The 23,837-nt window shown below is 54.3% G+C and carries 19 protein-coding genes, 1 CRISPR repeat array and 1 riboswitch; of the genes, 16 read left to right on the plus strand and 3 right to left on the minus strand.

What is annotated here, in order from left to right; translation table 11 throughout:
- The first annotated feature begins 41 nt into the window (after positions 1–41).
- Positions 42–791 (plus strand): metallophosphoesterase family protein, encoded by a 750-nt coding sequence (locus tag BN2684_RS13945; RefSeq protein ID WP_058302786.1) that lies wholly within the window; start codon positions 42–44, stop codon positions 789–791.
- A gap of 120 nt (positions 792–911) precedes the next feature.
- Here the strand turns inward: BN2684_RS13945 and acnA are convergent, their stop codons facing one another.
- Positions 912–3,623 carry an aconitate hydratase AcnA gene (gene acnA, locus BN2684_RS13950; protein WP_058302787.1) on the minus strand — a complete coding sequence of 904 codons (2,712 nt, stop codon included), beginning with the start codon at positions 3,621–3,623 and terminating at the stop codon, positions 912–914.
- A 174-nt stretch (positions 3,624–3,797) separates the two neighbouring features.
- Between acnA and BN2684_RS13955 the strand changes: the two genes are divergently transcribed.
- The 10 genes from BN2684_RS13955 (at position 3,798) to BN2684_RS13995 (ending at position 15,001) form a co-directional block, all read left to right on the plus strand.
- Positions 3,798–4,979, plus strand: coding sequence for an amidase domain-containing protein (locus BN2684_RS13955; RefSeq protein ID WP_058302788.1), 1,182 nt, complete (start codon positions 3,798–3,800; stop codon positions 4,977–4,979).
- A 22-nt stretch (positions 4,980–5,001) separates the two neighbouring features.
- Complete coding sequence (locus BN2684_RS13960; RefSeq protein WP_058302789.1) at positions 5,002–6,183, plus strand: D-alanine--D-alanine ligase; 1,182 nt, start codon at positions 5,002–5,004, stop codon at positions 6,181–6,183.
- A gap of 4 nt (positions 6,184–6,187) precedes the next feature.
- Entirely contained in the window at positions 6,188–6,511 is a 324-nt protein-coding gene (locus tag BN2684_RS13965) for a hypothetical protein (RefSeq protein WP_058302790.1), read from the plus strand.
- Between the two features lie 67 nt (positions 6,512–6,578).
- On the plus strand, positions 6,579–7,553 hold the full coding sequence (uvsE, locus tag BN2684_RS13970) for a UV DNA damage repair endonuclease UvsE (RefSeq protein ID WP_058302791.1): 975 nt from the start codon (positions 6,579–6,581) through the stop codon (positions 7,551–7,553).
- A gap of 296 nt (positions 7,554–7,849) precedes the next feature.
- Positions 7,850–8,710, plus strand: coding sequence for an inositol monophosphatase family protein (locus BN2684_RS13975; protein ID WP_108722250.1), 861 nt, complete (start codon positions 7,850–7,852; stop codon positions 8,708–8,710).
- A gap of 240 nt (positions 8,711–8,950) precedes the next feature.
- Positions 8,951–9,036: riboswitch (cyclic di-GMP riboswitch) on the plus strand.
- Positions 9,037–9,120: 84 nt separating this feature from the next.
- Entirely contained in the window at positions 9,121–9,579 is a 459-nt protein-coding gene (locus BN2684_RS13980) for a chemotaxis protein CheX (RefSeq protein WP_058302793.1), read from the plus strand.
- A 165-nt stretch (positions 9,580–9,744) separates the two neighbouring features.
- The gene (locus BN2684_RS13985) at positions 9,745–10,380 is read left to right on the plus strand and encodes a LysE family translocator (protein ID WP_058302794.1); all 636 of its coding nucleotides are present in this window, start codon (positions 9,745–9,747) and stop codon (positions 10,378–10,380) included.
- 75 nt (positions 10,381–10,455) lie between these two features.
- Positions 10,456–10,638 (plus strand): epoxyqueuosine reductase QueH, encoded by a 183-nt coding sequence (locus BN2684_RS23950; RefSeq protein WP_082651970.1) that lies wholly within the window; start codon positions 10,456–10,458, stop codon positions 10,636–10,638.
- A 647-nt stretch (positions 10,639–11,285) separates the two neighbouring features.
- Positions 11,286–13,265: a CRISPR direct-repeat array (repeat unit 33 nt; unit sequence GTCGCACTCCGTATGGAGTGCGTGGATTGAAAT).
- A 242-nt stretch (positions 13,266–13,507) separates the two neighbouring features.
- Positions 13,508–14,272 carry a class I SAM-dependent methyltransferase gene (locus tag BN2684_RS13990; RefSeq protein WP_058302795.1) on the plus strand — a complete coding sequence of 255 codons (765 nt, stop codon included), beginning with the start codon at positions 13,508–13,510 and terminating at the stop codon, positions 14,270–14,272.
- A gap of 192 nt (positions 14,273–14,464) precedes the next feature.
- Positions 14,465–15,001 (plus strand): SMI1/KNR4 family protein, encoded by a 537-nt coding sequence (locus BN2684_RS13995; protein WP_058302796.1) that lies wholly within the window; start codon positions 14,465–14,467, stop codon positions 14,999–15,001.
- A 65-nt stretch (positions 15,002–15,066) separates the two neighbouring features.
- Here the strand turns inward: BN2684_RS13995 and BN2684_RS14000 are convergent, their stop codons facing one another.
- Both BN2684_RS14000 and BN2684_RS14005 read right to left on the minus strand, forming a co-directional pair.
- Complete coding sequence (locus BN2684_RS14000) at positions 15,067–17,502, minus strand: glycoside hydrolase family 94 protein (RefSeq protein ID WP_058302797.1); 2,436 nt, start codon at positions 17,500–17,502, stop codon at positions 15,067–15,069.
- Positions 17,503–17,641: 139 nt separating this feature from the next.
- Positions 17,642–18,700 carry a LacI family DNA-binding transcriptional regulator gene (locus BN2684_RS14005; RefSeq protein WP_058302798.1) on the minus strand — a complete coding sequence of 353 codons (1,059 nt, stop codon included), beginning with the start codon at positions 18,698–18,700 and terminating at the stop codon, positions 17,642–17,644.
- Positions 18,701–18,888: 188 nt separating this feature from the next.
- Here BN2684_RS14005 and BN2684_RS14010 point away from each other — a divergent pair, with 188 nt between their 5' ends.
- From BN2684_RS14010 to BN2684_RS14030, 5 genes are all read left to right on the plus strand, one after another.
- Positions 18,889–20,028: a metallophosphoesterase gene (locus BN2684_RS14010; RefSeq protein ID WP_058302799.1), complete on the plus strand. Its 1,140-nt coding sequence runs from the start codon at positions 18,889–18,891 to the stop codon at positions 20,026–20,028.
- A 298-nt stretch (positions 20,029–20,326) separates the two neighbouring features.
- Positions 20,327–21,259, plus strand: a complete 933-nt coding sequence (locus BN2684_RS14015) for an ABC transporter ATP-binding protein (protein WP_082651971.1) — start codon at positions 20,327–20,329, stop codon at positions 21,257–21,259.
- Between the two features lie 266 nt (positions 21,260–21,525).
- A complete protein-coding gene (locus BN2684_RS14020; protein ID WP_148449973.1) occupies positions 21,526–22,050 on the plus strand; it encodes an IucA/IucC family C-terminal-domain containing protein in 525 nt (174 codons plus the stop codon).
- Between the two features lie 267 nt (positions 22,051–22,317).
- On the plus strand, positions 22,318–23,448 hold the full coding sequence (locus BN2684_RS14025) for a homocitrate synthase/isopropylmalate synthase family protein (protein WP_058302801.1): 1,131 nt from the start codon (positions 22,318–22,320) through the stop codon (positions 23,446–23,448).
- Positions 23,449–23,530: 82 nt separating this feature from the next.
- Positions 23,531–23,746, plus strand: coding sequence for an IS3 family transposase (locus BN2684_RS14030; RefSeq protein ID WP_058302802.1), 216 nt, complete (start codon positions 23,531–23,533; stop codon positions 23,744–23,746).
- Positions 23,747–23,837: the final 91 nt, after the last annotated feature.

Here is a 23,837-nt window from a genome sequence, read left to right on the forward strand (position 1 = left end):
TATGTCATAAGAAATTAGGCGTCGGGGATGTGTGAGATAACATGAAACTGGCAGTGATTGCGGATATTCACGGAAACGCTCCCGCTCTGCGCGCTTTTCTTCGGGAGGTGGACCGAAGGCGGGATGTGGAGCACATTTATGTGCTAGGAGATATGGTCGGGATTGGTCCTGACACCAATGAAGTCTTGGACGCGCTGTTCTCGAGAAACGACGTTTCTCTCGTAACAGGAAATCATGATGAGGCGGTCCTGGCCCTGATCCGCGGAGAAGGATATCCGGAGAGTCATTCCCACGTGAGAGTGCATCACAAATGGATTGCCGATCGGATGGACCCTTCTTTTCGAAGACGATTGGAACAGCTGCCGCGGACGATCTTGCGAACGCTTGAGGGCACCTCGTTCCGGTTTACCCATTATTCACTGGTAAAGGGAAAGGAACGGGCTCCCATTGCCGGCGAACCGTTTGCGCCGATTGTGAAGCCGACCCGCGAGAACCTGGAAGCGCTGTTCAAAGACAGCCGGGAGGACGTGATCTGCTTTGGGCACGATCATCCGCTTCTTTGTTTGAGAGGCGGCAAAGCCGTTTACCTCAATCCCGGCTCGTTGGGCTGCGGAGAGAAGCCGTCCGCTCCTTATGCGATCGTTGAGGTGGGGAAGGGTTCCGTGGATATCCGCTTGGAAGAGGCCGATTACGATAAGGCGGATTTTCTGCGTTCGTACGAACGGCTAAAGGTTCCTGATCGCGAGTTCATCCTTCAGGTGTTTCATGGATATCCCGGACGGGTGAGGTAATCCGGATTCGCACGAACGAGCAAGCCTAACGAATCACACAAAAGGACCTTCAAAACCACTGGAAAAGTGGAGATGAAGGTCCTTTTTGTACGTTTCGGCTTACACCGAGGGTCCGTTAGCTTATCCCGCGGTGATCTGCCTCAGAACCGTCTGAAGGATGCCGCCATTGCGGTAATAATCGACTTCGACCATGCTGTCGAGGCGAACGACCGCTTCGAAGGAGAAGTCGGAGCCATCCTCGCGGGTTACCGAGATATGGAGCTTTTGCCCCGGCTGTACGGCATTGTCGAGGCCGGAGATTTCAAACGTCTCCGTGCCGGTAATCCCAAGCGTTCGCCAGCCGAAGCCTTCCGGGAACTGCAGCGGCAGCACGCCCATACCCACCAGATTGGAGCGGTGGATGCGTTCGTAGCTTTCGGCGATGACCGCTTTGACGCCGAGCAGGTAGGTCCCCTTTGCGGCCCAGTCTCGGGAGCTGCCGGTGCCGTATTCCTTGCCGGCAAGCACGATGAGCGGGGTTCCTTGCTCCTGGTATTTCATAGATGCGTCATAGATCGGCATGACCTCGTCGGTTGGGAGGTATTTGGTCACGCCGCCTTCGGTTCCGGGAGCAACGGCGTTGCGGATGCGGATGTTGGCGAAGGTACCGCGCATCATCACTTCATGATTGCCGCGGCGGGAACCGTAGGAGTTGAAGTCCTTCCGCTCCACGCCATGTTCCTGCAGGTAGAGTCCGGCGGGGCTGTCGGCTTTGATGTTGCCTGCCGGGGAGATATGGTCGGTCGTCACCGAATCGCCAAGCATGGCCAAAGCCTTCATGCCGGAGAAGCTGACGATATCGCCCGCTTCCTCGGACAAGCCGGTGAAGAAGGGGGGCTCCTGAATGTAGGTGGAGGAATCCTCCCATTCATAGAGCTCTCCGAGAGGAACCGTGAGACCGTTCCAATGCTTGTTGGCGGTGAAGACATTTTTGTACTTTTCGTGGAACATGCCGGGGTTTACGGCCATTCGGATGGTTTCGGCGATCTCCTGAGAGGTCGGCCAAATGTCCTTCAGATAGACAGGTGCTCCTTCCTTGTCGTAACCGATCGGCTCCTGCGTCAAGTCGATGTTGACGGTTCCGGCAAGAGCATAAGCAACGACGAGCGGGGGGGAAGCAAGATAGTTGGCCTTCACCTGTGCGTGAATGCGTCCCTCGAAGTTGCGGTTTCCGGAGAGCACCGCCGCCACGGTCATATCGTGCTCGGCGATGGCCTCCGCCACTTCCTGCGGAAGCGGTCCGCTGTTGCCGATACAGGTGGCGCAGCCGTAACCAGCAACGTGGAAACCGAGAGCTTCAAGCGGTGCGAGCAGATCCGCTTTCATGAGGTACTCCGTGACGACCAGAGAGCCGGGTGTCAGGCTGGTTTTCACGTATTCCGGCACCGTCAGGCCGAGCTCCACCGCTTTCTTCGCGACCAGCCCCGCACCGAGCATCACGCTCGGGTTGGACGTATTCGTGCAGCTCGTGATCGCTGCGATGACGACGGCTCCCGTCTTCAGAGAGGTCGTCTTGCCATTCGGATGGGCGACGTCCACTGCCTGCTCGATCTTCTCGTCGCTGAGGCCGTAGCCGCCCTTGTCGATCGGAGTGCGGATGATGGAGTCGAAGGCGCTCTTCATGTTGGTCAGCTCCACCCGGTCCTGCGGGCGCTTGGGGCCGGCGAGGCTCGGCATTACGGTGGAGAGGTCGAGTTCAATCGTATCGCTGTAGATCGGATCGGAGCTATCTTCCTCGCGGAACAGCCCTTGAGCCTTGTAATAGGCTTCCACCAGAGCGACCTGCTCCTCACTGCGTCCGGTGCTGCGCAAGTACTTCAGTGTCTCCTTGTCGACAGGAAAAAAGCCGATGGTTGCCCCGTATTCCGGAGACATATTGGCCACGGTAGCTCGGTCGGATAGGTTGATCGAGTCGAGACCGGGGCCGTAATACTCGACGAACTTGCCGACGACACCCTTCTTGCGCAAAATTTCGGTGATGGTAAGAGCCAAGTCGGTCGCTGTGACGCCTTCAACCAGACTGCCGGTCAGCTTGAAGCCGATCACCTCCGGCGTAACAAAATAGAGCGGTTGGCCGAGCATTCCGGCTTCCGCCTCGATCCCGCCTACGCCCCAGCCGACGACGCCGAGTCCGTTGATCATGGTGGTGTGGGAATCGGTCCCGACGAGAGAATCGGGGAACACCTCGACTTCGCCGTCCACGGTGCGGGTCGCCGCCACCGATGCGAGGTATTCCAGGTTGACTTGGTGCACGATGCCTGTGTCGGGCGGCACCGCGCGGAAATTATCGAACGCGGTCTGTGCCCAGCGGAGGAAGCGGTAGCGTTCTTCATTGCGCTCGAATTCGATCGCCTCGTTGTACGCGAGAGCCTCCTTCGTTCCGAATTGATCGACCATAACCGAATGGTCGATGACCAGATCGACGGGAACGAGCGGGTTGATCTTCTTCGGATCGCCTCCCATCCGCTTCATGGTGGAGCGCATCGCCGCAAGGTCGGCGACGACGGGCACGCCGGTAAAGTCCTGAAGGACGATCCGCGCTGGAATAAAGGGGATCTCCTTGCTTGCATCCCGGTTATCCGCCCATCCGGCAATCTGCTTCACATGCTCGTTCGTGATCGCCCGTCCGTCGAATTGCCTTACCGCTGCCTCCAGCAGCACCTTGATCGAATAGGGCAAGCGGTCGATCTGGCCGAGACCCCGTTCCTCCAGCTTTTGCAAGCTGTAATACACATACTCCTGCCCGCCGGACTGCAGCGTGCTCTTTACATTGAAATGATCCTTTCTCGCCATCCTACAAGCCTCCTGTCCCAGTCGGAAATAGATCGGGGCAAAACTGGTAGTTTCACAGGTTGAAACCCGATTTCATTATGCTATCATGGTAAGTATACCGATTCTGCTCCCGTGAGTAAACTGCTTTTTCACACAACAAATGGAGTCGCAACCGCTTCCGACAGCAGGGAGAAAATGGGCTTACTCAAAAGAATTGGCCAAAAGGCAGCTCCCGATACCCAAGAAGGGAAGGCGGTTTGCAGTCCCGTTATGATCCGACAGGGAGCGCTCGTCCGTCATACACGGTCCCTCGGCAAGCTGGAAGCTAACATGAGCCAAGCTGATTTTTCATATAGTGGAACGGATGGGGGGATGGCGATGGATTGGAAAGCACTCATCTACGAATATGCCTATGGGCGCAACCGGATGGAAGCGGATTACGATCCGGCCGTGTTGGAATCGCTGGTAGACGACACTCACTATTGGGATAGGCAAAAAGGCAAAATCGACCGGTTGAACGTCCAGCATCGGGAGCGCGGGCTTGAGCCCATCAATCGGGAAGTCCGCATGAGACTGCTTGCCCTGCGGCCAGTCCGGGACGGGATGCTTGCCGATGTTCGCCTCCACAGCCGTTTCGCTTATCGCATTCAAGGTGAACTGCATGTGGAAGAGCGGATGGAGCAGGAATGCCTCTTCCTCTCGGCCCGCAAGAGGGACTGGATGATCGCCGGGGTTGAGCCGGATATGCGCGAGGAGCTGTCGCTTCTTCAGGGATCTAGGGAATATCCAACACGATTTCTTACTCCGGATGCAAGAATCGAGAGCCGACCGGAGCCGATGCTCGATCCCCGCGCTGACATTCGCAAAACCCCCTTCTACGACCGGGAACGCGCCGCAGAGTACGCTGACCGGTATTGGGAGTCGGCGAATCCCGCCTATCTTGAATTTGAAGTGGATTGCTCGAATTATGTCTCCCAGTGCATCTTTGCAGGCGGAGCGCCGATGAACTATACTGATAGAAGAGATTCCGGCTGGTGGTACCGCGGAATGAGCGGCAATCGCGAGAATTGGAGCTACAGCTGGGCCGTTGCCGACAGCCTGCGCCGATACTTGTCAGTCGGCCGATCGCACGGGCTTCGGGCGAAGATCGTCGAAACCCCGCAGGAGCTGGAGCCGGGCGACGTCATCAGCTATTGCTGGAAGGGTGACGGCCGGTACGGGCACAGCACGGTCGTTGCAGCCCGGGATAAGAACGGGATGCCTCTCGTCAATGCCCATACGGTGAGCAGCAAGCACCGGTATTGGGATTACCGGGATTCCTATGCTTGGACGGAGAATACCCAGTATCTCTTTTTTCATATTACGGATCGGTTCTGATTCCATATTGCAGGAGGTTTCCATGGCGAACAAAGTTCGGGTAGGGCTTGTATACGGAGGTCGTTCCGGGGAGCATGATGTTTCCCTGCAGACGGCTCTTGCCGTAATACGGGCGTTTGATCACACCAAATACGAAATTCATCCCTTTTATATCGATCGCAGGGGAGGGTGGAAGTCAGGCCCCGTTTTGGCAGGGCCGGTGAATTCTATCGCAGAGCTTAAGTTTGACTCCGAGGTGCAGGCACGGCTCGCGGAAAAGGTCAGTGCCGGGGACGATACGGGTGCTGCTCAGACTGGGACACAGGTAGTTGCTCATGCGAATGAATCCGTGAAACCGCTGCCGCTTGCTCACATGTTCGCATCAGATAGCGGAGAGCGCGGGCTGGATGTGGTGTTCCCGCTGCTGCACGGAACCTTCGGGGAGGACGGGACCATTCAAGGCCTCTTGGAAATGGCGGACGTCCCTTACGTGGGCGGAGGGGTGCTGGCATCCGCGGCTGGGATGGATAAGGTGACCATGAAGAAGCTGTTTGCCCAAGAGGGGCTTCCGCAGTGTATGTATCGCCATTTTACCCGCGCCCAGTGGGAGAAGGACCAAGTCTTTTTTCTGATGGAGATCGAGATCGCCCTCGGATACCCCTGCTTCATTAAACCCGCGAACCTCGGATCGAGTGTAGGGATTTCGAAAGCGAACAACCGGGATGAGCTGATTGACGGCATCAAGACCGCCTTTAAATATGACCGCAAGGTGATTGTCGAGGAGTTCGTGGACGCTCGCGAAATCGAAGTGGCCGTCCTTGGCAATGACGATCCGCAAGCATCTGTGGCGGGAGAAATCGTCGCATCCGCGGATTTCTATGACTACCAGGCCAAATATCTGGATGGCAAGTCGTCGATGGTCATTCCGGCTGACTTGGACCCGGAGTTGGCCGATAGCATTCGGGAGTTGGCGGTGCGGGCCTTCTGTGCCATTGACGGCAGCGGCCTGTCGCGGGTCGACTTTTTCGTGAGCCGCAAGGATAGCTCTGTCATGATCAACGAAATCAATACGATGCCCGGCTTTACTCCATTCAGCATGTACCCGCTGCTGTGGAAGGAAAGCGGCAAATCCTACAGCGAATTGCTCGATGACCTGATCGCGCTCGCCGTCGAACGGCATGCGGAGAAACAAAAACTGCAATTCACTTTTGACGCCGGAAGGTGATTAGATGGGGTTCTCAACGGAATTCAATTCGGTCTGCAAATTCAAATCCGCCCGTGAGCTGGAGGATCTGTTCGAATACGGCAAGACCAAGATGCGCAAAAGCGGCTTCCGCATCTATCCGACCGGGATGAAGGTGATCGCGTTCGATCCCGACAACCAGGCGGTGGCCATCGTGAAGATCAAGGCTTCCATCGCCGAGATCGACTTTCAAGACCGGGAAATCACGCTCGTCGAGATGGATCTGGTCCGCCGCTTGACGCCGCAGGAGTCGGAGGTTGAAACGGCGCTTGCCGACGAGATGTTTTTCCGCGATCATGCGGGACAGTGATTGGACCTGCTCGGCACTGGGGAATACTGGAGATAGGTTAGAGCCTAACTGCCGGAGATGATTCCCGATGCTTGTCCGTTTCGGTTACGTGGCCATGTCTGTGAACGTGGCGAACGCATCCCCTTCCAAGACGATGACCGCCACCCAGTTTGCCAAGCTTGCGGACCGGGAGGCGGCTCTGCGGAAGTTGGAGCGGATTGCGGAGGAGAATATTCATAACACGCTGCGCTTGCTTAAGCACAACCGGGCGCATGATATCCATGTTTTTCGGTTCTCCTCCAAGCTGATCCCGCTCCTCACCCATCCGGCGACGGAGGGGTGGGACCCGTTCCCACATCTATCGCCAAGCTTCACGGAGCTGGGTGATTACGCGATCAAGCATGCGATGCGGACCAGCTTTCATCCCGATCACTTTACTGTGCTGACGACGCCGCGCGAGGAAGTGCTGCGCGCGTCTCTGTTCGATTTGTCCCAACAGACGCGAATGCTGGAAGCGATGGGACTGGATGATCGGTCCAAATGCAACATTCACATCGGTGGGACCTATGGGGACAAGGTAACCGCACTTGCACGCTTCCGCTCCCGGTTTCCGGAGCTGCCGAGCGCCGTTCGGAGCAGGCTCACCCTGGAGAACGACGACAAGACCTATACCGCTCTGGAGACCTTGCAGTTCGCCGAAGAGCTGGGGGTACCGATGGTGCTTGATCTGCATCATCACCAGGTGAATCCGGGAGAAGGTGAACCTCCAGAGGAGCTGTGGCCTCGAGTACAACGAACGTGGGAAGGGACTTCCCTTCCACCGAAAATCCATGTTTCGAGCCCAAGGAGCGAGCGCGACATCCGGGCACATGCCGATTACGTGGAGCCAGCGCCGCTCCTGCATTTTTTGCATTCCATCGCAGGCTTTGCTCCGCAGCTCGACATCATGATCGAAGCCAAGCAGAAGGATGCAGCGCTGTTCAAGCTTGTGGACGATCTAGCCCGGGAGAAGGGAATTCGTCGTATCGATGGGGCGACGCTTGAAGTGGTTAGGCGGATATAATCGGTCGTCTTATCAGAATCCGATTCCGAATGGTTGGACATGAAGCTTTCTGCGGCTTATTTTCAATCGTCATGTTCGTCCGTTTCGTTTCTCTCAACGGTTTGAATACACGATTTTTCGGGAGCCCCGTTTTCCCACCTCTAGCCGGTGGGTTTTTTACTACAAATCTACGGATGCGGTTGGGGTTCAGGAGGGTTTGTCAGAACCTACGATGATTTTTGGGGGAAGCTCCGGTGGTTTTTGGGAGGCAACTCTACTATACTTAAAACTATGAGATCAACGAAATGAGTGATGACATGGCTGAGCCAATTAATGTCCATTATTCCGCGAGTGGAAAGAGCTTTACGGCAGTTGCGATCAACACGGCAGCCAAGGCTGGAGAATGGATTAAGAGCAAGCTGGGGGCCTATACCTCATTAAATCAAAAGACGTCGCCTGGCGATCTGGTGACTGAAATCGATAAAGGGTCGGAGAAGCTGATCAAGAACCTCATCATGACCCATTTTCCCGAGCATTCCTTCCTGGGTGAGGAAGGAGTAGAGCCGGGGCCTTTGGCATCGGCGCAAGCGCTCGAAAACGTCAAGGATGCGGATTACCTGTGGATTGTCGATCCGATTGACGGGACCACGAATTTCGTGCACGGCTTTCCGTTTTTCTCCGTGTCGATCGCTCTCGCCTTTAAGGGAGAAGTGATAGTGGGCGTCGTCTATGACCCGTCCCGAGATGAGCTGTTTGTAGCGGAAAAGGGAAAAGGGGCGTATCTGCGCGGGAAGCCGATTCATGTATCTCCCGAGCCAGTGCTCGCTGAAAGCCTGTTCGCAACCGGCTTTCCCATCGATCCAGTCACGGCCCTGCCCACGAACATGAGAGGACTGACTGCGGTTCTGCCCAAGGTTCGCAACATTCGCAACGGCGGGTCGGCTGCGCTTCATCTCGCCTACGTTGCTGCCGGACGGTTGAGCGGCTTCTGGGAAATCAACCTCAACGCCTGGGATTTGGCGGCTGGCTCGCTTCTCGTTCAGGAAGCGGGGGGGAAGGTCACGGATACGGCCGGACAACCTTATCATCTCGGCGTCCGAAATGTTGCCGCGACCAATGGGCACGTTCATCAGGAATTCATTGATGTCCTGAAAGAAGCGGATGCGGTTGGGCTCTGAGCCTTGAATCGCAAAAAATGAATCCTGCCAATTCGAAGGAACAAGCGATGCGTTCGCTTGTTCCTTCTTTCGTATGGGGCCAACCGGCGAATGCGAGAGGACCTGACAACGCCAGACAGAAACCGGCTTCAAGCGCGCGAAGGGGGCTGCAGTCCCCTTCAAGAACGTAGGTTTGTATTGATAATTAGGCTTACTCCCGCTATACTTAACGTAACAGCAGGACTGTGGTCCTAGCAGCATGATGCGAAAAGGCAAACCTGTCGAAAGGCAGGGACGCAAAGCCTCGGGCCTAAAGGACCAACTCCCACGGCGGCCGGGTTGCCGAACAAAAGAGGTTGCTTTCGCCACATGAGGGAAAACCGCTATTGCTTGGTTTCGCACGATTCTAGCTACGTGAGTGAGGCGAAAAAATGCAAGCAGCTTATATCAATCCATTCCTGATGTCCTCCTGTACGGTGATCGAGTCTTTGATTCAAGTCAAGCCGACACTAGGCGAATTGACCATCAAGCAGATCGAGATTGAGGATAATCATGTCTGGTTGAAGATCGGTATCGTCGGTGGGATGACTGGTGAGGTCGTATTCGGATTTCCCGAGCCCGTCGCCCTGAAGATTGCTTCAGCCATGATGGGAGGGTTCTCCCTCACCGAATTTGACGAAATCAGCCGAAGCGCCATATCGGAGCTGGCTAATATGATCAGCGGCAACGCCAGCACGCTCTTGTATAACCAGGGCATCTGTGTGGACATCACCCCGCCATCCTTTATGGACCTTGGCAAGCAAGTGGGGAATGCAGGCCTGAAGGCTTTGTCCATCCCGCTGAATTTGCAATCCTACGGAGCATTCGATATCTACGTAATTACGAAATAAATAATGTGGAGAGAGAGCCCTTAGAGCAAGGGCTTTTTTTGTTGGCCGCAATACCCTGTTATTGGCTGCCAGTGGTCCATGCTTGATATGAATTGATTTCTGATTTTTCCTCGTATAGAATGAGAATTCGTGTACAAAATTCAATGGAAAAATAGGAGTTTCAAAATGGGCTTGGTTTTTACCTATGTTTTACTCGGTTTATCCATCGCACTGCCTGTTGGAACCGTTACGATCGAAATGACGAAGCAAGGATTGAAAAATGGGTTTATGTATGGATGGGCCGTTGGCCTCGGGGGAATGACCATTGATTTCCTGCTCATCATCAGTTTATATCTGGGGCTTGCTTCCGTTTTATCGATGCCTGTCGTCCAAGTTTTCATGTGGTTGTTTGGGGCATTGTTTTTATTCTATGTGGGCTATGACAGCATCAAGAATGCCGATCATGACATTGCTTTAGCCGGTGAAAAAAAGAAAAAGTCACTAGTATCCTCCTACAAAAATGGACTTCTCGTAGCCGTTTCTCCGGGCAATCTGGTATTTTGGGTCAGTGTGTTTGGTACGGTGCTCTCAAGTTCATTCGATAAGTCCAATCCGAGCGCTTTCTTGATCGTCGGGTTAGGAATTATATGCGGTATTCTTATCCATGATCTTGGCCTGATGTCAATAGTCGCGACAACCAGGAAAGTAATGAACCGAACCGCTATCAAATGGGTATCAGTCGGAGCTGGGGTGACGTTGATCGGGTTTGCCGTCTATTTCCTGTTCAAGTTTATTCTCGATATACAAGTTCTTTTTTTGTAAAACCAATGAACGATCACCCATGTACGGAGTACAGAAATCGGAAGAATACGCTCGTTTAATGCCCAACTCATCGGGATGCAAGTGATCATGGAGGATGAATACGGACTTCGTCCATTTGTTCAAAAGGTTGCGGAAGATATTGAAAACCACTGTGGATATTGTTATACGGTTCGAATGGAAGCCGCTGCACGTTGTGCCGTTCAAAACGGCTTCGGCAACTTCTGTACAACCCTGCTTGTCAGTCCGTATCAAAAGTAAGACTTGGTAGCGATATAGCAGAACGAACGGCCTTCAAGCATGGAATTCAAATAGTTAATACACCCGAACGGGTAATTAAAAGCTCACGTGCACCCATGGAATAATCATTGGAAAACCCTTATGGGAAACTCCGATGACCATTCTAGCGGGTGCATTTTAAATGGAAACGGTTATACGGTTTTATGGAATGACTGCCTACTATATAGGATAGAGGGATCGCGTTGGACAACTAGGAAAAGGGAGAGAAAAGGCAAATCAAAGAGTACAGGAAAAGTCCGTGGATTAAACGTCAATTTCAAGCGCTTTTTTTCTATGTAAGATAAGCAAAGTGCTACTCCTTGAATTTCTTTTTACAATCCGAAGTTATGGGGGTGTCCCATTTGTTAGCTGGATTAACTTGACAAGGATAGGTCGATAGTCAATGCTAGGGATAAAGAAATAAAGGCGCGAGTTAAATTATCGACTAGTGCGAATGCCAAGCTCCCATAAAAACCCCGGCTCCTTCGCACCTCAAAGTTTGTCGAAATCAGAAGGAAAATCAGTAGATGCTTTTTTGTCAAGCTATTCATCATGCCGAGAAGAGATTGGAATAATTAGAAAAGCGATAAACTTATGCTTTGTTAGCATGGGTTTTGCGCTTATCCGCTGTCGCACTCCGTATGGAGTGCGTGGATTGAAATATTGCGGGATTGACCTCAATCGGTGGGCTGGAACGTCGCACTCCGTATGGAGTGCGTGGATTGAAATTCTACCAGTTGATCATGCTCTTCAGGCGTTAACGTCGCACTCCGTATGGAGTGCGTGGATTGAAATTGCATATCCGGGTTTGTCGGGTGGATCTTGACCAGTCGCACTCCGTATGGAGTGCGTGGATTGAAATGTACCATTTGAATTTATTTGTACATATCCCGGAGGTCGCACTCCGTATGGAGTGCGTGGATTGAAATGGATGATTTGCCGGGGCAATTGGATATTTACACGGTCGCACTCCGTATGGAGTGCGTGGATTGAAATAATGGAATCCTCCGAAAGTTGAGAAAAAGGTAGAGTCGCACTCCGTATGGAGTGCGTGGATTGAAATGATATCGGCAGCCGTCATTACCTCGTAAGCCATGCCGTCGCACTCCGTATGGAGTGCGTGGATTGAAATCTTTCCCCATAGCACTCTTGAAGATTACATGGTGTCGCACTCCGTATGGAGTGCGTGGATTGAAATGTTTTCGATAGCGCAGCACCCCTGATGTTTGTTAGTCGCACTCCGTATGGAGTGCGTGGATTGAAATCGACGTTGGCATGAGCGTGTATGATTCGGCGGCGGGTCGCACTCCGTATGGAGTGCGTGGATTGAAATAGCTCACAATAAACGGGCATTTTTATGTTACCAAGTCGCACTCCGTATGGAGTGCGTGGATTGAAATGTCAGCGATCCAAGGTAATTCGGTGGCGCTGGGGGTCGCACTCCGTATGGAGTGCGTGGATTGAAATCATTGACATAACTAACTGACATTGTAATAGTTACGTCGCACTCCGTATGGAGTGCGTGGATTGAAATATTTCGACGAGCTAACCCAACGTTGTCGGCAGTAGTCGCACTCCGTATGGAGTGCGTGGATTGAAATGCGAACCATTGCCCCGGTTGTCCTTCTGGCCAAAGTCGCACTCCGTATGGAGTGCGTGGATTGAAATTAAAGATAAAATTGATTACGATGATCGTTTGGAAGTCGCACTCCGTATGGAGTGCGTGGATTGAAATTACTATCCCCTGGGCTGATATAGATAAGAAATATGTCGCACTCCGTATGGAGTGCGTGGATTGAAATGTTGAGCGAAACCGGAAGGTCGATCAGGAAGCGGGTCGCACTCCGTATGGAGTGCGTGGATTGAAATTGCAAATGGTGCTTCGGGCAGAACCACAAAAACGTCGCACTCCGTATGGAGTGCGTGGATTGAAATACCAAGTCGCAACCGGATTGGACGTATGTTGACGAGTCGCACTCCGTATGGAGTGCGTGGATTGAAATATTGGGTATGGTTTGAAGCAGACGCCCAAGGTTGTCGCACTCCGTATGGAGTGCGTGGATTGAAATGGCTGGCGACTCACAAAAAGATGGCTCGCTACCGGTCGCACTCCGTATGGAGTGCGTGGATTGAAATAGTAACACGGGGGTACAAAATACCGGGAACGGGCGTCGCACTCCGCATGGAGTGCGTGGATTGAAATATTAACTCCGGTTTGAAGATACTTTTTATCTATATGTCGCACTCCGCATGGAGTGCGTGGATTGAAATGTCATGCTGGATGTTATGGCACTAAGTGGATCTTGTCGCACTCCGCATGGAGTGCGTGGATTGAAATAGCATGTGATCCAGGTAAAATCCAAAGTCCTCAGTCGCACTCCGTATGGAGTGCGTGGATTGAAATGTCCACTTGTTTGCGTCGGCCGCGCTCGTATTGCTCGTCGCACTCCGTATGGAGTGCGTGGATTGAAATGTAACACGGGCTAAAAAGAAAATGTATAGAAGGGAGTCGCACTCCGTATGGAGTGCGTGGATTGAAATTCGTCCAGCTCGGCTTTGAGCGCGTCCCGCTTTGCGTCGCACTCCGTACGGAGCGCGTAGATATTAATCCAAATAGGGGACAACATTAGTCGTCGCACTCCCTGGGAGCTCATCAGGCTACCTTATTAACCTCTGGGCCGTGGTTATTATGAAAGGCGGTGTACTCATGACGGGGTATATTCGGGGTAACGACTCGGTGCAGTTTTGAATCTGGCAACAGATTGCATCGGGGGGACTCGTAGTTGTGTTGTCAGTAAACTGCGCCGTTCAAAACCAATCATCATTTTGTTTTGAAAGGGGAGCAGGGTACATGAACATCGAAAACCTAAATGAATACTGGAAAGCGGAAGAAACCCAGGCTCACATTCGCGGCTGGGATTTTTCTCCTATTAATGGAAGATATACCGAGGAATCGGACTTGCCTTGGGACTACGAAAGCATCCTCCGCTCTTACTTGAAAGAAACCGATGCTCTGCTGGATATGGACACCGGGGGCGGTGAATTCCTGCTGTCTTTGAATCATCCCCATCAGAGAACCCATGCTACGGAGGCTTATCCGCCCAACGTGCAGCTGTGCAGAGATGTGCTGCTTCCGCTTGGGATTGACTTTCGAGAAGCTTGTAGCGATGCGGATTTGCCTTTTGACGATGAGGAATTTGATGTGGTCATCAATCGGCATGGAAGCTACGCGATTCCCGAATTGGATCGCATTTTGAAGCCAGGCGGGCTATTCATTACCCAACAAGTGGGGGAGAATAACGATCGTGAGTTTGTTGACTTGTTGCTGCCCGAGGCCCCTAAGCCATTTCACGGGCTAAACCTGTCTGAGCAGAGAGCGAGATTTCACGAAGCGGGGTTCACTCTTTTGAAAGCAGAGGAAGCTTTTCGTCCGATCCGTTTTTTTGATGTTGGGGCATTGGTTTGGTTTGCTAGAATTATCGAATGGGAGTTTCCTGGCTTTTCGGTTGATGCTTGTTTCGAAAGGCTGCTACAAGCACATCAAATCGTGGAGGCTAACGGCTTTATGGAGGGAACGATCCACCGTTATTTGATTGTGGCGCAAAAGTGGTTCTAGTACGCTGTCAGCATAAAAGCCGTGGTCTTCGCACAACTTTCCATACCCATTGACGCCGATTCATATCCATACGATTAGGGCTGACAGCGTACTAGCGGGATGCAGGTTGGTCGATTCCTAGCAAGTTGATCTTTACAGCCATCGCGTGGTGTGCGAGTACAGCAGTCTCTTCATACGAAAGGAGTATACCCCATGAGCGAATGCACCATAGCCCAACAATTGTGGCAGCGAATCTTTGAAAAAGGAAGCCTGGAACATCCTGACTTTCGAGAAAAGCTCTATGTGCAGCCCGGTGCTACGAAGGAAGAGCTGGAGGAGCTGGAGAACCATCTGGCGGTGGAACTTCCCGGAGAGCTAAAAGACTTCTACAGCGTTCATAATGGACAAGTGTGGGATCTGGGCAGCACATGCTTTCTCCGTAACTTGACGCTTTCTCCCATTGAACAAATAGTGGAAGATTGGGAGTTTTTAAATGAGGAGTTTGACCCGGATGACATGGAGGTCGAGAAGATTGCTCCGCAGGTGAAGCCTCTTCTGTGGAATCCCAAGTGGGTTCCGATCGCCAGCAATGGGGGAGGGGACCACCTCTGCATTGATACGGATCCGGCCGAATCCGGCAAGTTTGGGCAGGTGCTTATGTTCTATCATGACTGGGGGTATCGGGTACCGGAAGCCTCCGGCTTGTTTGAATTTGTGGAGCTGTGCCTGAAGGAAGAGGACGAATCCTAACCAACTAATCAACGCAAAAACACCCGAGCGGGAGAAATCCGCTCGGGTGTTTCCTTTGAATCCGATTAGCCGAGAACCACTTCGACTTCGTGCGTCTTGCCGTCGCCGACAACCGGGATTACTTGGCCGGTGATTTCTTGGCCGTCCAGGGTCAGCTTGGCCACGCCCTTCGAGACATGGTTCGGGTTCGTAATCTTGATGCGGTACGTGTCTCCGCGGAAGACGCGGGTGATCGTGTAGCCGTCCCATGCCTTCGGAATGCAAGGATCCACCTTCAGCCCGTCGAAGTCCGGCTTGATGCCGAGGATCGCTTGGGTGATGGCGACGAAGTTCCAGGAAGCCGTACCGGTCAGCCAGGAGTTCTTGGCTTCCCCGTGGCGGACGGCGTCGCGGCCTGCGATCATTTGCGAGTAGACGTACGGTTCCATGCGGTGCAGGTCGCTGATGTCTTCGCGGTAAGCCGGAGCAATGCGGCTGTACACCTCGAACGCGCGGTCGCCGCGGCCGATTTCGGCTTCAGCGATCATGATCCACGGGTTGTTGTGGCAGAAGATCCCGGCGTTTTCCTTGTAGCCCGGCGGGTAGGAAGAGATTTCGCCCAGGTTGATGTAGTACTTGGAGTAAGGCGGCTGCTGCAGCACGATGCCGTGCTTCGTTTCCAACTTCTCGATAACGGAGTCGAGGGCCTTCTCGGCATCGCCGGATTCTACCCCGATGCCCGCCATGACGCACATGCCTTGCGGCTCGATGAAGATCTGGCCTTCGGCGCATTCCTTCGAACCGATCTTGTCGCCGAAGTGGTCATACGCGCGGAGGAACCAGTCTCCGTCGAAGCCATGCTTCATCGTCGTTTCCTTCATGCCTTGGATGAGGGCTTCGGCTTCGGCCGCTTCCTTTTCCAGGCCGCGACGGCGGCAGATTTCCACATAGTCCGGACCTACGAAGACGAACAGACCAGCGATAAAGACGGATTCCGCAACTTTGCCTTCGATGTTCTCCGTCGTTTGGAACGATTCGCCCGGCGTGTTGGAGAAGCAGTTCAGGTTGAGGCAGTCGTTCCAGTCGGCGCGGCCGATGAGCGGCAGCCCGTGCGGACCGAGGTTGTTCGGAACGTGGTAGAAGGAGCGCTTCAAGTGCTCGAACAGCGTGGCGGAGTTGTTCGTGTCGTTATCGAACGGAACGTCTTCATCCAGAATGCTGAAGTCGCCAGTTTCCTTCACGTAAGCTGCCGTACCGCTGATCAGCCACAACGGGTCATCGTTGAAGCCGATGCCGACTTCGGTGTTCCCACGCTTGGTGAGCGGTTGGTATTGGTGATAAGCGCTGCCGTCATCGAATTGCGTGGAGGCAATATCGATAATCCGTTCGCGGGCGCGCCCCGGAATCTGATGCACGAAGCCGAGCAAGTCTTGGTTGGAGTCGCGGAAGCCCATGCCGCGGCCGATGCCGGATTCGAAGTAGGAAGCCGAACGGGACATGTTGAATGTAACCATACATTGATACGGGTTCCAGATGTTGACCATGCGGCCGAGCTTCTCGTCGCCTGTCTCGATCATGTACTTGGACAGCAGGTTGTTCCAGTAAGCGGCGAGCTCAGCCAGGGAAGCATCGACTTGAGCCGGTTCGGCAAACTTGGCGATCATGGCTTCAGCGCGGGTCTTATTGATGACGTCGAGCGCTTCCCATTTCTCTTCCTGCGGGTTTTCCACATAGCCGAGAACGAAGACGAGGGTTTGCTCTTCGCCTGGTGCGAGGTCGAGCTTCAGGTGGTGCGAAGCGATCGGGGACCAGCCGCTTGCTACGGAGTTCGAAGGTTCGCCCTTGGCCACGACCTGCGGGTTATCCAGACCGTTGTAGAGGCCGAGGAAGGATTCGCGGTCGGTGTCGAAGCCGTCGATGGCACGGTTGACGGAGAAGAAGGAATAGTGGTCGCGGCGCTCGCGGTATTCGGTTTTGTGGTAGATGACGGAGTCCTTAAGTTCCACTTCGCCGATGCTCAGGTTGCGTTGGAAGTTCGTCATGTCATCTTGCGCATTCCACAGACAAAACTCCACGAACGAGAACAGCTTCACGCTCTTCTTCTTGTCGGAGGTGTTCTTCACGGTAACTTTGTAGACTTCACCGTTGTAGTTGAGCGGAATGAAGGCGAGCTGGTTGACGCGGACGCCATTCCGTTCGCCCGTGATGGAGGTATAGCCAAGGCCGTGGCGGCACTCGTAGAAGTCGAGGTCGCGCTTCACCGGCATCCAGCCCGGGGTCCAGAAGTCGCCTTCGTCATGAACGTAGAAATAGCGGCCTCCGTTGTCTACCGGGATGTTGTTGTAGCGGTAGCGGGTGAGGCGGCGCATCCGAGCGTCGCGATAGAAGCAGTAGCCACCGGACGTATTGGAGATCAGTCCGAAAAAGTTTTCGTTGCCCAAGTAGTTGATCCAGGGATAAGGCGTTTGCGGGGTTGTGATGACATATTCCTTGCGGGCGTCATCAAAATGTCCGAATTTCAACGAATCCAACTCCTCTCATAATGAAAAGCATAAGCCCATGTATAAACGCGCGTTCACAACGCGTCAAATGAACCCCGAATGGGGGCATTTGCGGGAAATAGTGAGCCGATGAACGGCTGGGGGCGAATAGGTCCCGGGATCAGCGGCCGTTCGGCGCGTCGCTGCAGGACTCGCGGACGACGAGCTCGGTTGGGAAGCTCACTGCGCTGAAGGCGGAATTCGGCTTGCGGCACATGGTCACGATGGTCTCCGCCGCTGTCCGCGACATATCCGCGATGGGCACCCGGACCGACGTGAGCGCCGGGGTGAGCCGCGATGCGATCTGCGAGTCGTCAAATCCGATAAGCGAGACGTCCTCGGGGACCCGGAGGCCGAATTCGCGGAAGGCGTCAAGTGCGCCGAGCGCCATCTCGTCGTTGGCTGCGAAGAAGGCGCTGGGCCTGGCTCCACTTGCGAGAAAGGCGGAGATGGCCTCGTAGGAGGGCTTGCGCCGAAAATCTCCGTCGATGACGAGCTCTTCCCGGTACGGGATGCCGTGCTCCTTCAGGGTGTTCTCGTAGGCACGGAACCGCTCCCGGCCGGAATGCGTATTGAGCCTGCCGCTGATAAAGGCGATGTCGCGGTGGCCGAGTCCGATCAGATGCCGGACCGCCTCGCAGCTTCCGGCGTAGTCCTTGGAGTTGATCACGGAGACGGTGTTGCTGTCCATGTGATGCAAGGCAAGCTCTGCGGGATCGTAATCGATCAGAACGAGCGGCTCACCGAGCTGCGCGATACTGCGGATTTCCTCAAGATTCTTCTGTGTGCCGACGATAACTCCACCGTCGATCCGCTTCTGGGAAAAGGCTTGGCGGATCTTCTGAAAATCTTCTTCGGAGTACACGGTATGAATCAACACATAGTAACCGAGTGCATTGGCTGTATCGACCAAGGCGTCTACGAACGGGGCAAAGTAACTGTTCTGGTAGATCCGGTTGCTTCGCGTCTGTTCGGCAGTGCTGATGACAAAGAGGCCGATGGTGTCGGTGCCCTTGCCCGCTAGAACCCGGGCATTGGTGTTCGGTTCGTAATGATGCTCCTCGATCACCTTCATGACCTTCCGCCGCGTCTCCTCCGGTACGTTGGGGTACTGGTTGATAACGCGGGAAACGGTGCTGCGGGATACTCCCGCGAGCTTGGCAATGTCTTCGCTGCGCATAGTGGACTCCTCTTGTAAACGCGTGTTCACACTTATTGTAGTGCATGGGAGCCCAATTGGCAATGGGAAAAGAAAGCGCCAACAAACCAGAGCTTCGCCGCATCGCCTCGTTCCGAGAGAAGTGGGCGGCGAATGTGGTATAATCGGGTTCAAGCTCGGCATTTTTTCGGACAAAGGAGTTCCTTCAAGTGAAACTGCGCATGGTTGGATTGGCTTTGCTCGCTTTGTGCGTGTATGCGGGACTTACCTATTATATTGGCTGGAACGGGCTTGTCTTACTCGATGCCGTGGGGATAACGGTGAACGGCTGGGCTTACTGGATCGCGCTAGCCGTTATTAGCATCTCCTATGTGATCGGAAGAATGCCTTTTTGGCAGGGTAGGGTTACCCGGTTTCTTAAAGTGGTCGGGTCGTATTATTTCGGCATCCTGGAGTATTTGCTGATTTTGCTTCCCATCGCCGATCTGCTCGCGTACTTGCTCGTAGAGGCCGGGTTCGATACGACAAAGTCGATTACGCTTCTCGGCTTGGCCGTTCTGCTTGTTCTGGCCTTCATTCTGGCCTACGGCTCTTGGAACGCGTGGTCTCCGGTCGTTCGCACGTACGATCTTGAAGTGGACAAACGGGCCGGGGATCGAGAACAGCTCAAGGTTGTCATGGCGTCCGATATCCACCTGGGCAACATCGTCGGCAACCGCCATCTCGGGCGGATGGTGAGCCGGATGAATGAGCTTAAGCCGGATGTGGTGCTGCTGCCAGGAGACGTGATCGACGAAGACATTGAACCGTTCATCCGCAATCGAATGGACGAGACCCTCCAGAGGCTGAAGACGACGCTCGGAACATACGCGGTTCTGGGGAACCACGAGTATTACGGCGGACATATCGAGGAATACGTCAAGCGCATGAATGAAATCGGGATTCCGGTGCTGCGGGACGAAGCCGTCCTCGTCGATCGTTCGTTCTATGTTGTCGGACGCAAGGATAAGACCGCTGAAACGATGGAGTCCGAGGGGAGGCTGCCCGTATCGGAGCTCCTGGCAGGGCTTGACGCGAAGCGTCCAGTCCTGCTCATGGACCATCAGCCTTACCGCTTCGAGGCGGCGGCTCAAGCGGGGGCGGATGTTCTGCTGTGCGGGCATACCCACCGCGGGCAGTTCGCTCCAAACCACTGGGTGACGAAGCGGTTGTTCGAGCTGGACTGGGGCTATATGCAGAAGGACAAAATGCATGTGGTAGTCTCGTCCGGGTTTGGTACTTGGGGGCCAGCGATCCGGCTGGCCAGCCGCTCGGAGATCATCGAGCTGAATATCCGCTTTAAGCCGTAATCGAGCTTCCGGTTCTCCCACGAGGAGAGCCGGGAGCTTTTTTAACGGTTCATTCGGCGAAAGGAAGCCGTCACGTTCCTGAGAGAGACGAAGCCGCTCGGAGGAGGCGGTGAGAACTCAGGCTGAGAATTCAGGCGGAGAAAACACATTGACGAATCTAATTGATAACGATTATCATTGAGAACAAAGATGAAGATCGGATGAAGAGCCGTTTATCGATATGGATGACGGGATTAAAGGCCGATAGAAGCTGCCGGTGATCCAGGCCGGAGATAAGAAGACAGATGGAGGGAACCCGATGAATACCTTGGAGACAAAAGCGCTCGACATCGCGTATGCGGATCGGCTGATCGTGGAAGGATTGAATCTCTCGATACCCGAAGGAAAAATAACGGCTTTGGTCGGAGCCAATGGGTCAGGCAAATCAACCCTGCTCAAGACGATGGCTCGGATCTTAAAGCCGTTGAGAGGCGGAGTCTACTTAGATGGGAAGTCGATCCATTCCCAATCGACCGTAGAGGTCGCCCGCCAGCTGGCGATTTTGCCGCAAAATCCGGTTGCGCCTGAGGGGCTTACCGTCAGCGAACTGGTATCCTTCGGCCGATTCCCCCATCAGCGCGGCTTCGGTACCTTGACCAAGAAGGATACCGACGCGATTCGCTGGGCGCTCGACGTCACCGGAATGGCTGATTTTGCCGTTCGCGCCTTAGACGAATTGTCCGGCGGTCAGCGGCAGCGCGCCTGGATTGCGATGGCGATTGCCCAGGAGACGGATATTCTGTTCCTGGACGAGCCGACCACGTATCTGGATATGGCTCATCAGCTAGAGGTGTTGAAGCTGCTGCAAAAGCTGAACGAGGAAGAGGGGCGCACTGTCGTCATGGTCGTCCACGACCTCAATCATGCCACCCGTTATGCGCAGCATATGGTGGCGATACGGCAAGGGAAGGTGATTGCCGAGGGAACGCCTACTGAAGTGGTAACCCGAGATGTGCTGCGCAAGGTATTCGGCATAGAAGCGGATCTCGTAGCGGACCCGCGTACGGGAGTGCCGCTCTGCCTGCCGTATGAATTGGTGGGCAACGATGACGGAAGCGGCATAGGGCAGAGCGACAATCGCGATTCACATGCCGCGCCGGGGACGGATTCTCGGAGCTTGTCCGCTCGTAACCGCGAATCACTTGCCGATAAGGATACGGCTGAGGGGGGATTGGCATCGATACGGAAATAATCCGATCGTCGCTCGCCGCCAAGTATGGCGTTATTCGCGAAGATCTGCCCTCGGGCTTCTATCGTGCATCCTTTGAGGGGCTAACGCATCCGGATGAGGCTGCTGCATTCACGCAAGCCTTCGCTCCGCGCATCAAGGCTCTCTCGCTGGATGTCACCGGAACCTATTTCGCTTCCTGGCTGTCTCGCTTGTGCGGAGCGTTTCAGGAGGCGCTTGGCCTATATTCCTGTTTGTTGGTTTTGCGGCAAGAGCTTATTTCTCTGCAGATGGGAGAAAGCGGCGAATGGTTCGAGCTTGCCTTTGTCATCGGGGAAGCCGACTTGCTGCCTTTGCCGGAAGGGGAAGAGCGGAATCGAGCCGTTCGACTAGCGATGGACTCGTTCTATGGTGAGATCATCCGTCCGGTGCTGGAGGCAGTTGCCGCCGCAGCAGGTGTTCCCGCCCGGACGCTCTGGGCAACTCTTGCGACCAACCTGAAGTATGCACAAGACCGCTTGGACGAACAAGAGCTGCCAAGCCTGCTTCGTAATAATTTTGCTCGTGATTTCGCCTATCTGATGAAGGAAATGCCCGGGACCGTGACTGGTACGGGGGAGCGAAATCCGTTCGATGTTCGGTTTCGTTACGCGGATAGCCCTTATGAGCCGGGAAAAAAAGTCCTTATCCGCGCAACGTGCTGTCTGGCATACAAGACGGATACGGAGTACGGCTACTGCTATAACTGCCCGAAGCTGAGTCAGGCGGAACGCGCAGAGCACTATCGTAAAATTCGTGCAAAAGCCCATGCATAGTAACGGGCGATTTACCAATTTCCGATGCAATGCTGATGATGCTATACCTAATTAAATTGTCGAATACTTCGATGCATAGATGATGATGTAAAGATGATGTGATTCACTCCGTGATTTATCGAATAATGTGACGAAAAGATGGCCGAATGATCTTGAAATTAGATTAATCGCATCGAAAAATACGTATGGAAAAGAACGGTTTTAACCGTATAATAAGATCATTGTTAAGAATATTGACATTATATCGAACGGGAACGGGGATGCGCGATGAAACGGATCGGGTATTGCGATACGACGTTGAGGGACGGGGAACAGGCGGCCGGAGTAGCCTTTACGGCAGAGGAGAAGAGAAAGATCGCCCAACTGCTGGCTCAGGCCGGAGTTGAACAGATCGAAGTCGGAACCCCGGCTATGGGGCCGGACGAGGAGGCTGCCATTCGCAGCATTGTCGAACTCGATCTGCCCGTCGTTGTCTCTACCTGGAATCGGGCGCTTGCCAAAGATATCGACGCTACTCTGCGGACAGGGGCGAAATGGGCCCATGTCACGCTTCCCGCTTCGGAGCTCCATATCCGCGACAAACTGGGCCTCACGAAGACCGGTGCGCTTTCCCTGATCCGGCGCGCCGCCGAATACGGCATGAAGCGGGGGCTTCAGGTTTCGGTCGGGCTAGAAGATGCTTCGCGCGCAGACACCTCCTTTTTGGCCGTTGTGATCAATACGCTGTACGAGGACGGAATTCGCCGTTTCCGATATGCGGATACGGTGTCCGCGCTGAATCCCGTGACGGCCGAGGAACGGATTCGCACGCTGATGGATTCGGTGCCTACCGACGTGGAACTGGAATTCCACGGCCACAACGACTTTGGCTTGGCGACAGCCAATACGCTCGCCGCATTGTCCGCGGGTGCGGCCATTGCCAGCACGACGATCACCGGCCTCGGTGAACGAGCGGGGAACGCCGCCATGGAGGAGGTCTCGATGGCTTGGCGCCATCTGTATCAAGGCTGCGACTGGTTGAGGGCAGAATGGTTCCAGCCTCTGGCTGACTACGTTAGCCAGGCCTCAGGCCGGAAAACCCCGGAAGCGAAGCCGATCGTCGGCAGCATGGTCTATGCGCATGAATCCGGTATCCATGTGGACGGTCTGATCAAGAATCGTTCGGTCTACCAATGCTTTGAGCCGGAAGAGCTATGCCGCGAGCATCGTTTCCTGCTCGGCAAGCATTCCGGCCTTCATTCCTTGGAGCATGTGCTCAGCCTAGAAGGGCTCGACATGAATCGCGTCGGTGGGATGAACCTGCTGAGTCAAGTGCGCAAGGAAGCCGAGAAGCTCAAGCGGCCGATCGCCCCGCACGAGGTGGCCGACATGGCCCGCAGGCTGGAAGTGGGGAACTAATTAATCGATACCCAGCAGAGTCAAACAGATTCAAACCTATAGAGAGAAAGATTCAAATCGGATAGGAGAGGAGAGAGACGCCGTGGCGCGAAGAGGACAATCGTTCGCAAGCTATTCGCCCGAGATCAAGGCGGAGGCGGTTCGTCTCCGCATCGAGGAAAAGGCGTCTCTGCGAGAAATTCGTCTGCGGCTGAACATCCGCAGCGATACTCAGATCATCGGCTGGGTGAAGCGGCATGAGAGCGGCCTCTCCTTCGAGGACGGCCGCGGGCTATGGAGGCGAGCGGAAGAGGCATGAGCGAGCGTTTTCGCACCCTGCTAAAAAGGGCTCCAAACGGGTAGCACCCGGTTTGGAGCCCTTTTCGTTGTTTCAAGCGAGAGCAGCGAAT

This window comes from Gorillibacterium timonense, assembly GCF_001457415.1.
In the GTDB taxonomy this organism is placed as follows: domain Bacteria; phylum Bacillota; class Bacilli; order Paenibacillales; family NBRC-103111; genus Gorillibacterium; species Gorillibacterium timonense.

Bases quoted from the DNA above. Each gene is read 5' to 3' on its own strand.
- BN2684_RS13980 (WP_058302793.1), top strand. From the start codon at position 9,121: ATGCAAGCAGCTTATATCAATCCATTCCTGATGTCCTCCTGTACGGTG.
- BN2684_RS13985 (WP_058302794.1), top strand. From the start codon at position 9,745: ATGGGCTTGGTTTTTACCTATGTTTTACTCGGTTTATCCATCGCACTG.
- BN2684_RS14025 (WP_058302801.1), top strand. From the start codon at position 22,318: ATGAAACGGATCGGGTATTGCGATACGACGTTGAGGGACGGGGAACAG.
- BN2684_RS13975 (WP_108722250.1), top strand. From the start codon at position 7,850: ATGGCTGAGCCAATTAATGTCCATTATTCCGCGAGTGGAAAGAGCTTT.
- uvsE (WP_058302791.1), top strand. From the start codon at position 6,579: ATGCTTGTCCGTTTCGGTTACGTGGCCATGTCTGTGAACGTGGCGAAC.
- BN2684_RS13995 (WP_058302796.1), top strand. From the start codon at position 14,465: ATGAGCGAATGCACCATAGCCCAACAATTGTGGCAGCGAATCTTTGAA.
- BN2684_RS13965 (WP_058302790.1), top strand. From the start codon at position 6,188: ATGGGGTTCTCAACGGAATTCAATTCGGTCTGCAAATTCAAATCCGCC.
- BN2684_RS13960 (WP_058302789.1), top strand. From the start codon at position 5,002: ATGGCGAACAAAGTTCGGGTAGGGCTTGTATACGGAGGTCGTTCCGGG.
- BN2684_RS13945 (WP_058302786.1), top strand. From the start codon at position 42: ATGAAACTGGCAGTGATTGCGGATATTCACGGAAACGCTCCCGCTCTG.
- acnA (WP_058302787.1), bottom strand. From the start codon at position 3,623: ATGGCGAGAAAGGATCATTTCAATGTAAAGAGCACGCTGCAGTCCGGC.
- BN2684_RS14005 (WP_058302798.1), bottom strand. From the start codon at position 18,700: ATGCGCAGCGAAGACATTGCCAAGCTCGCGGGAGTATCCCGCAGCACC.
- BN2684_RS14015 (WP_082651971.1), top strand. From the start codon at position 20,327: ATGAATACCTTGGAGACAAAAGCGCTCGACATCGCGTATGCGGATCGG.
- BN2684_RS23950 (WP_082651970.1), top strand. From the start codon at position 10,456: ATGCAAGTGATCATGGAGGATGAATACGGACTTCGTCCATTTGTTCAA.
- BN2684_RS13990 (WP_058302795.1), top strand. From the start codon at position 13,508: ATGAACATCGAAAACCTAAATGAATACTGGAAAGCGGAAGAAACCCAG.
- BN2684_RS14020 (WP_148449973.1), top strand. From the start codon at position 21,526: ATGGGAGAAAGCGGCGAATGGTTCGAGCTTGCCTTTGTCATCGGGGAA.
- BN2684_RS13955 (WP_058302788.1), top strand. From the start codon at position 3,798: ATGGGCTTACTCAAAAGAATTGGCCAAAAGGCAGCTCCCGATACCCAA.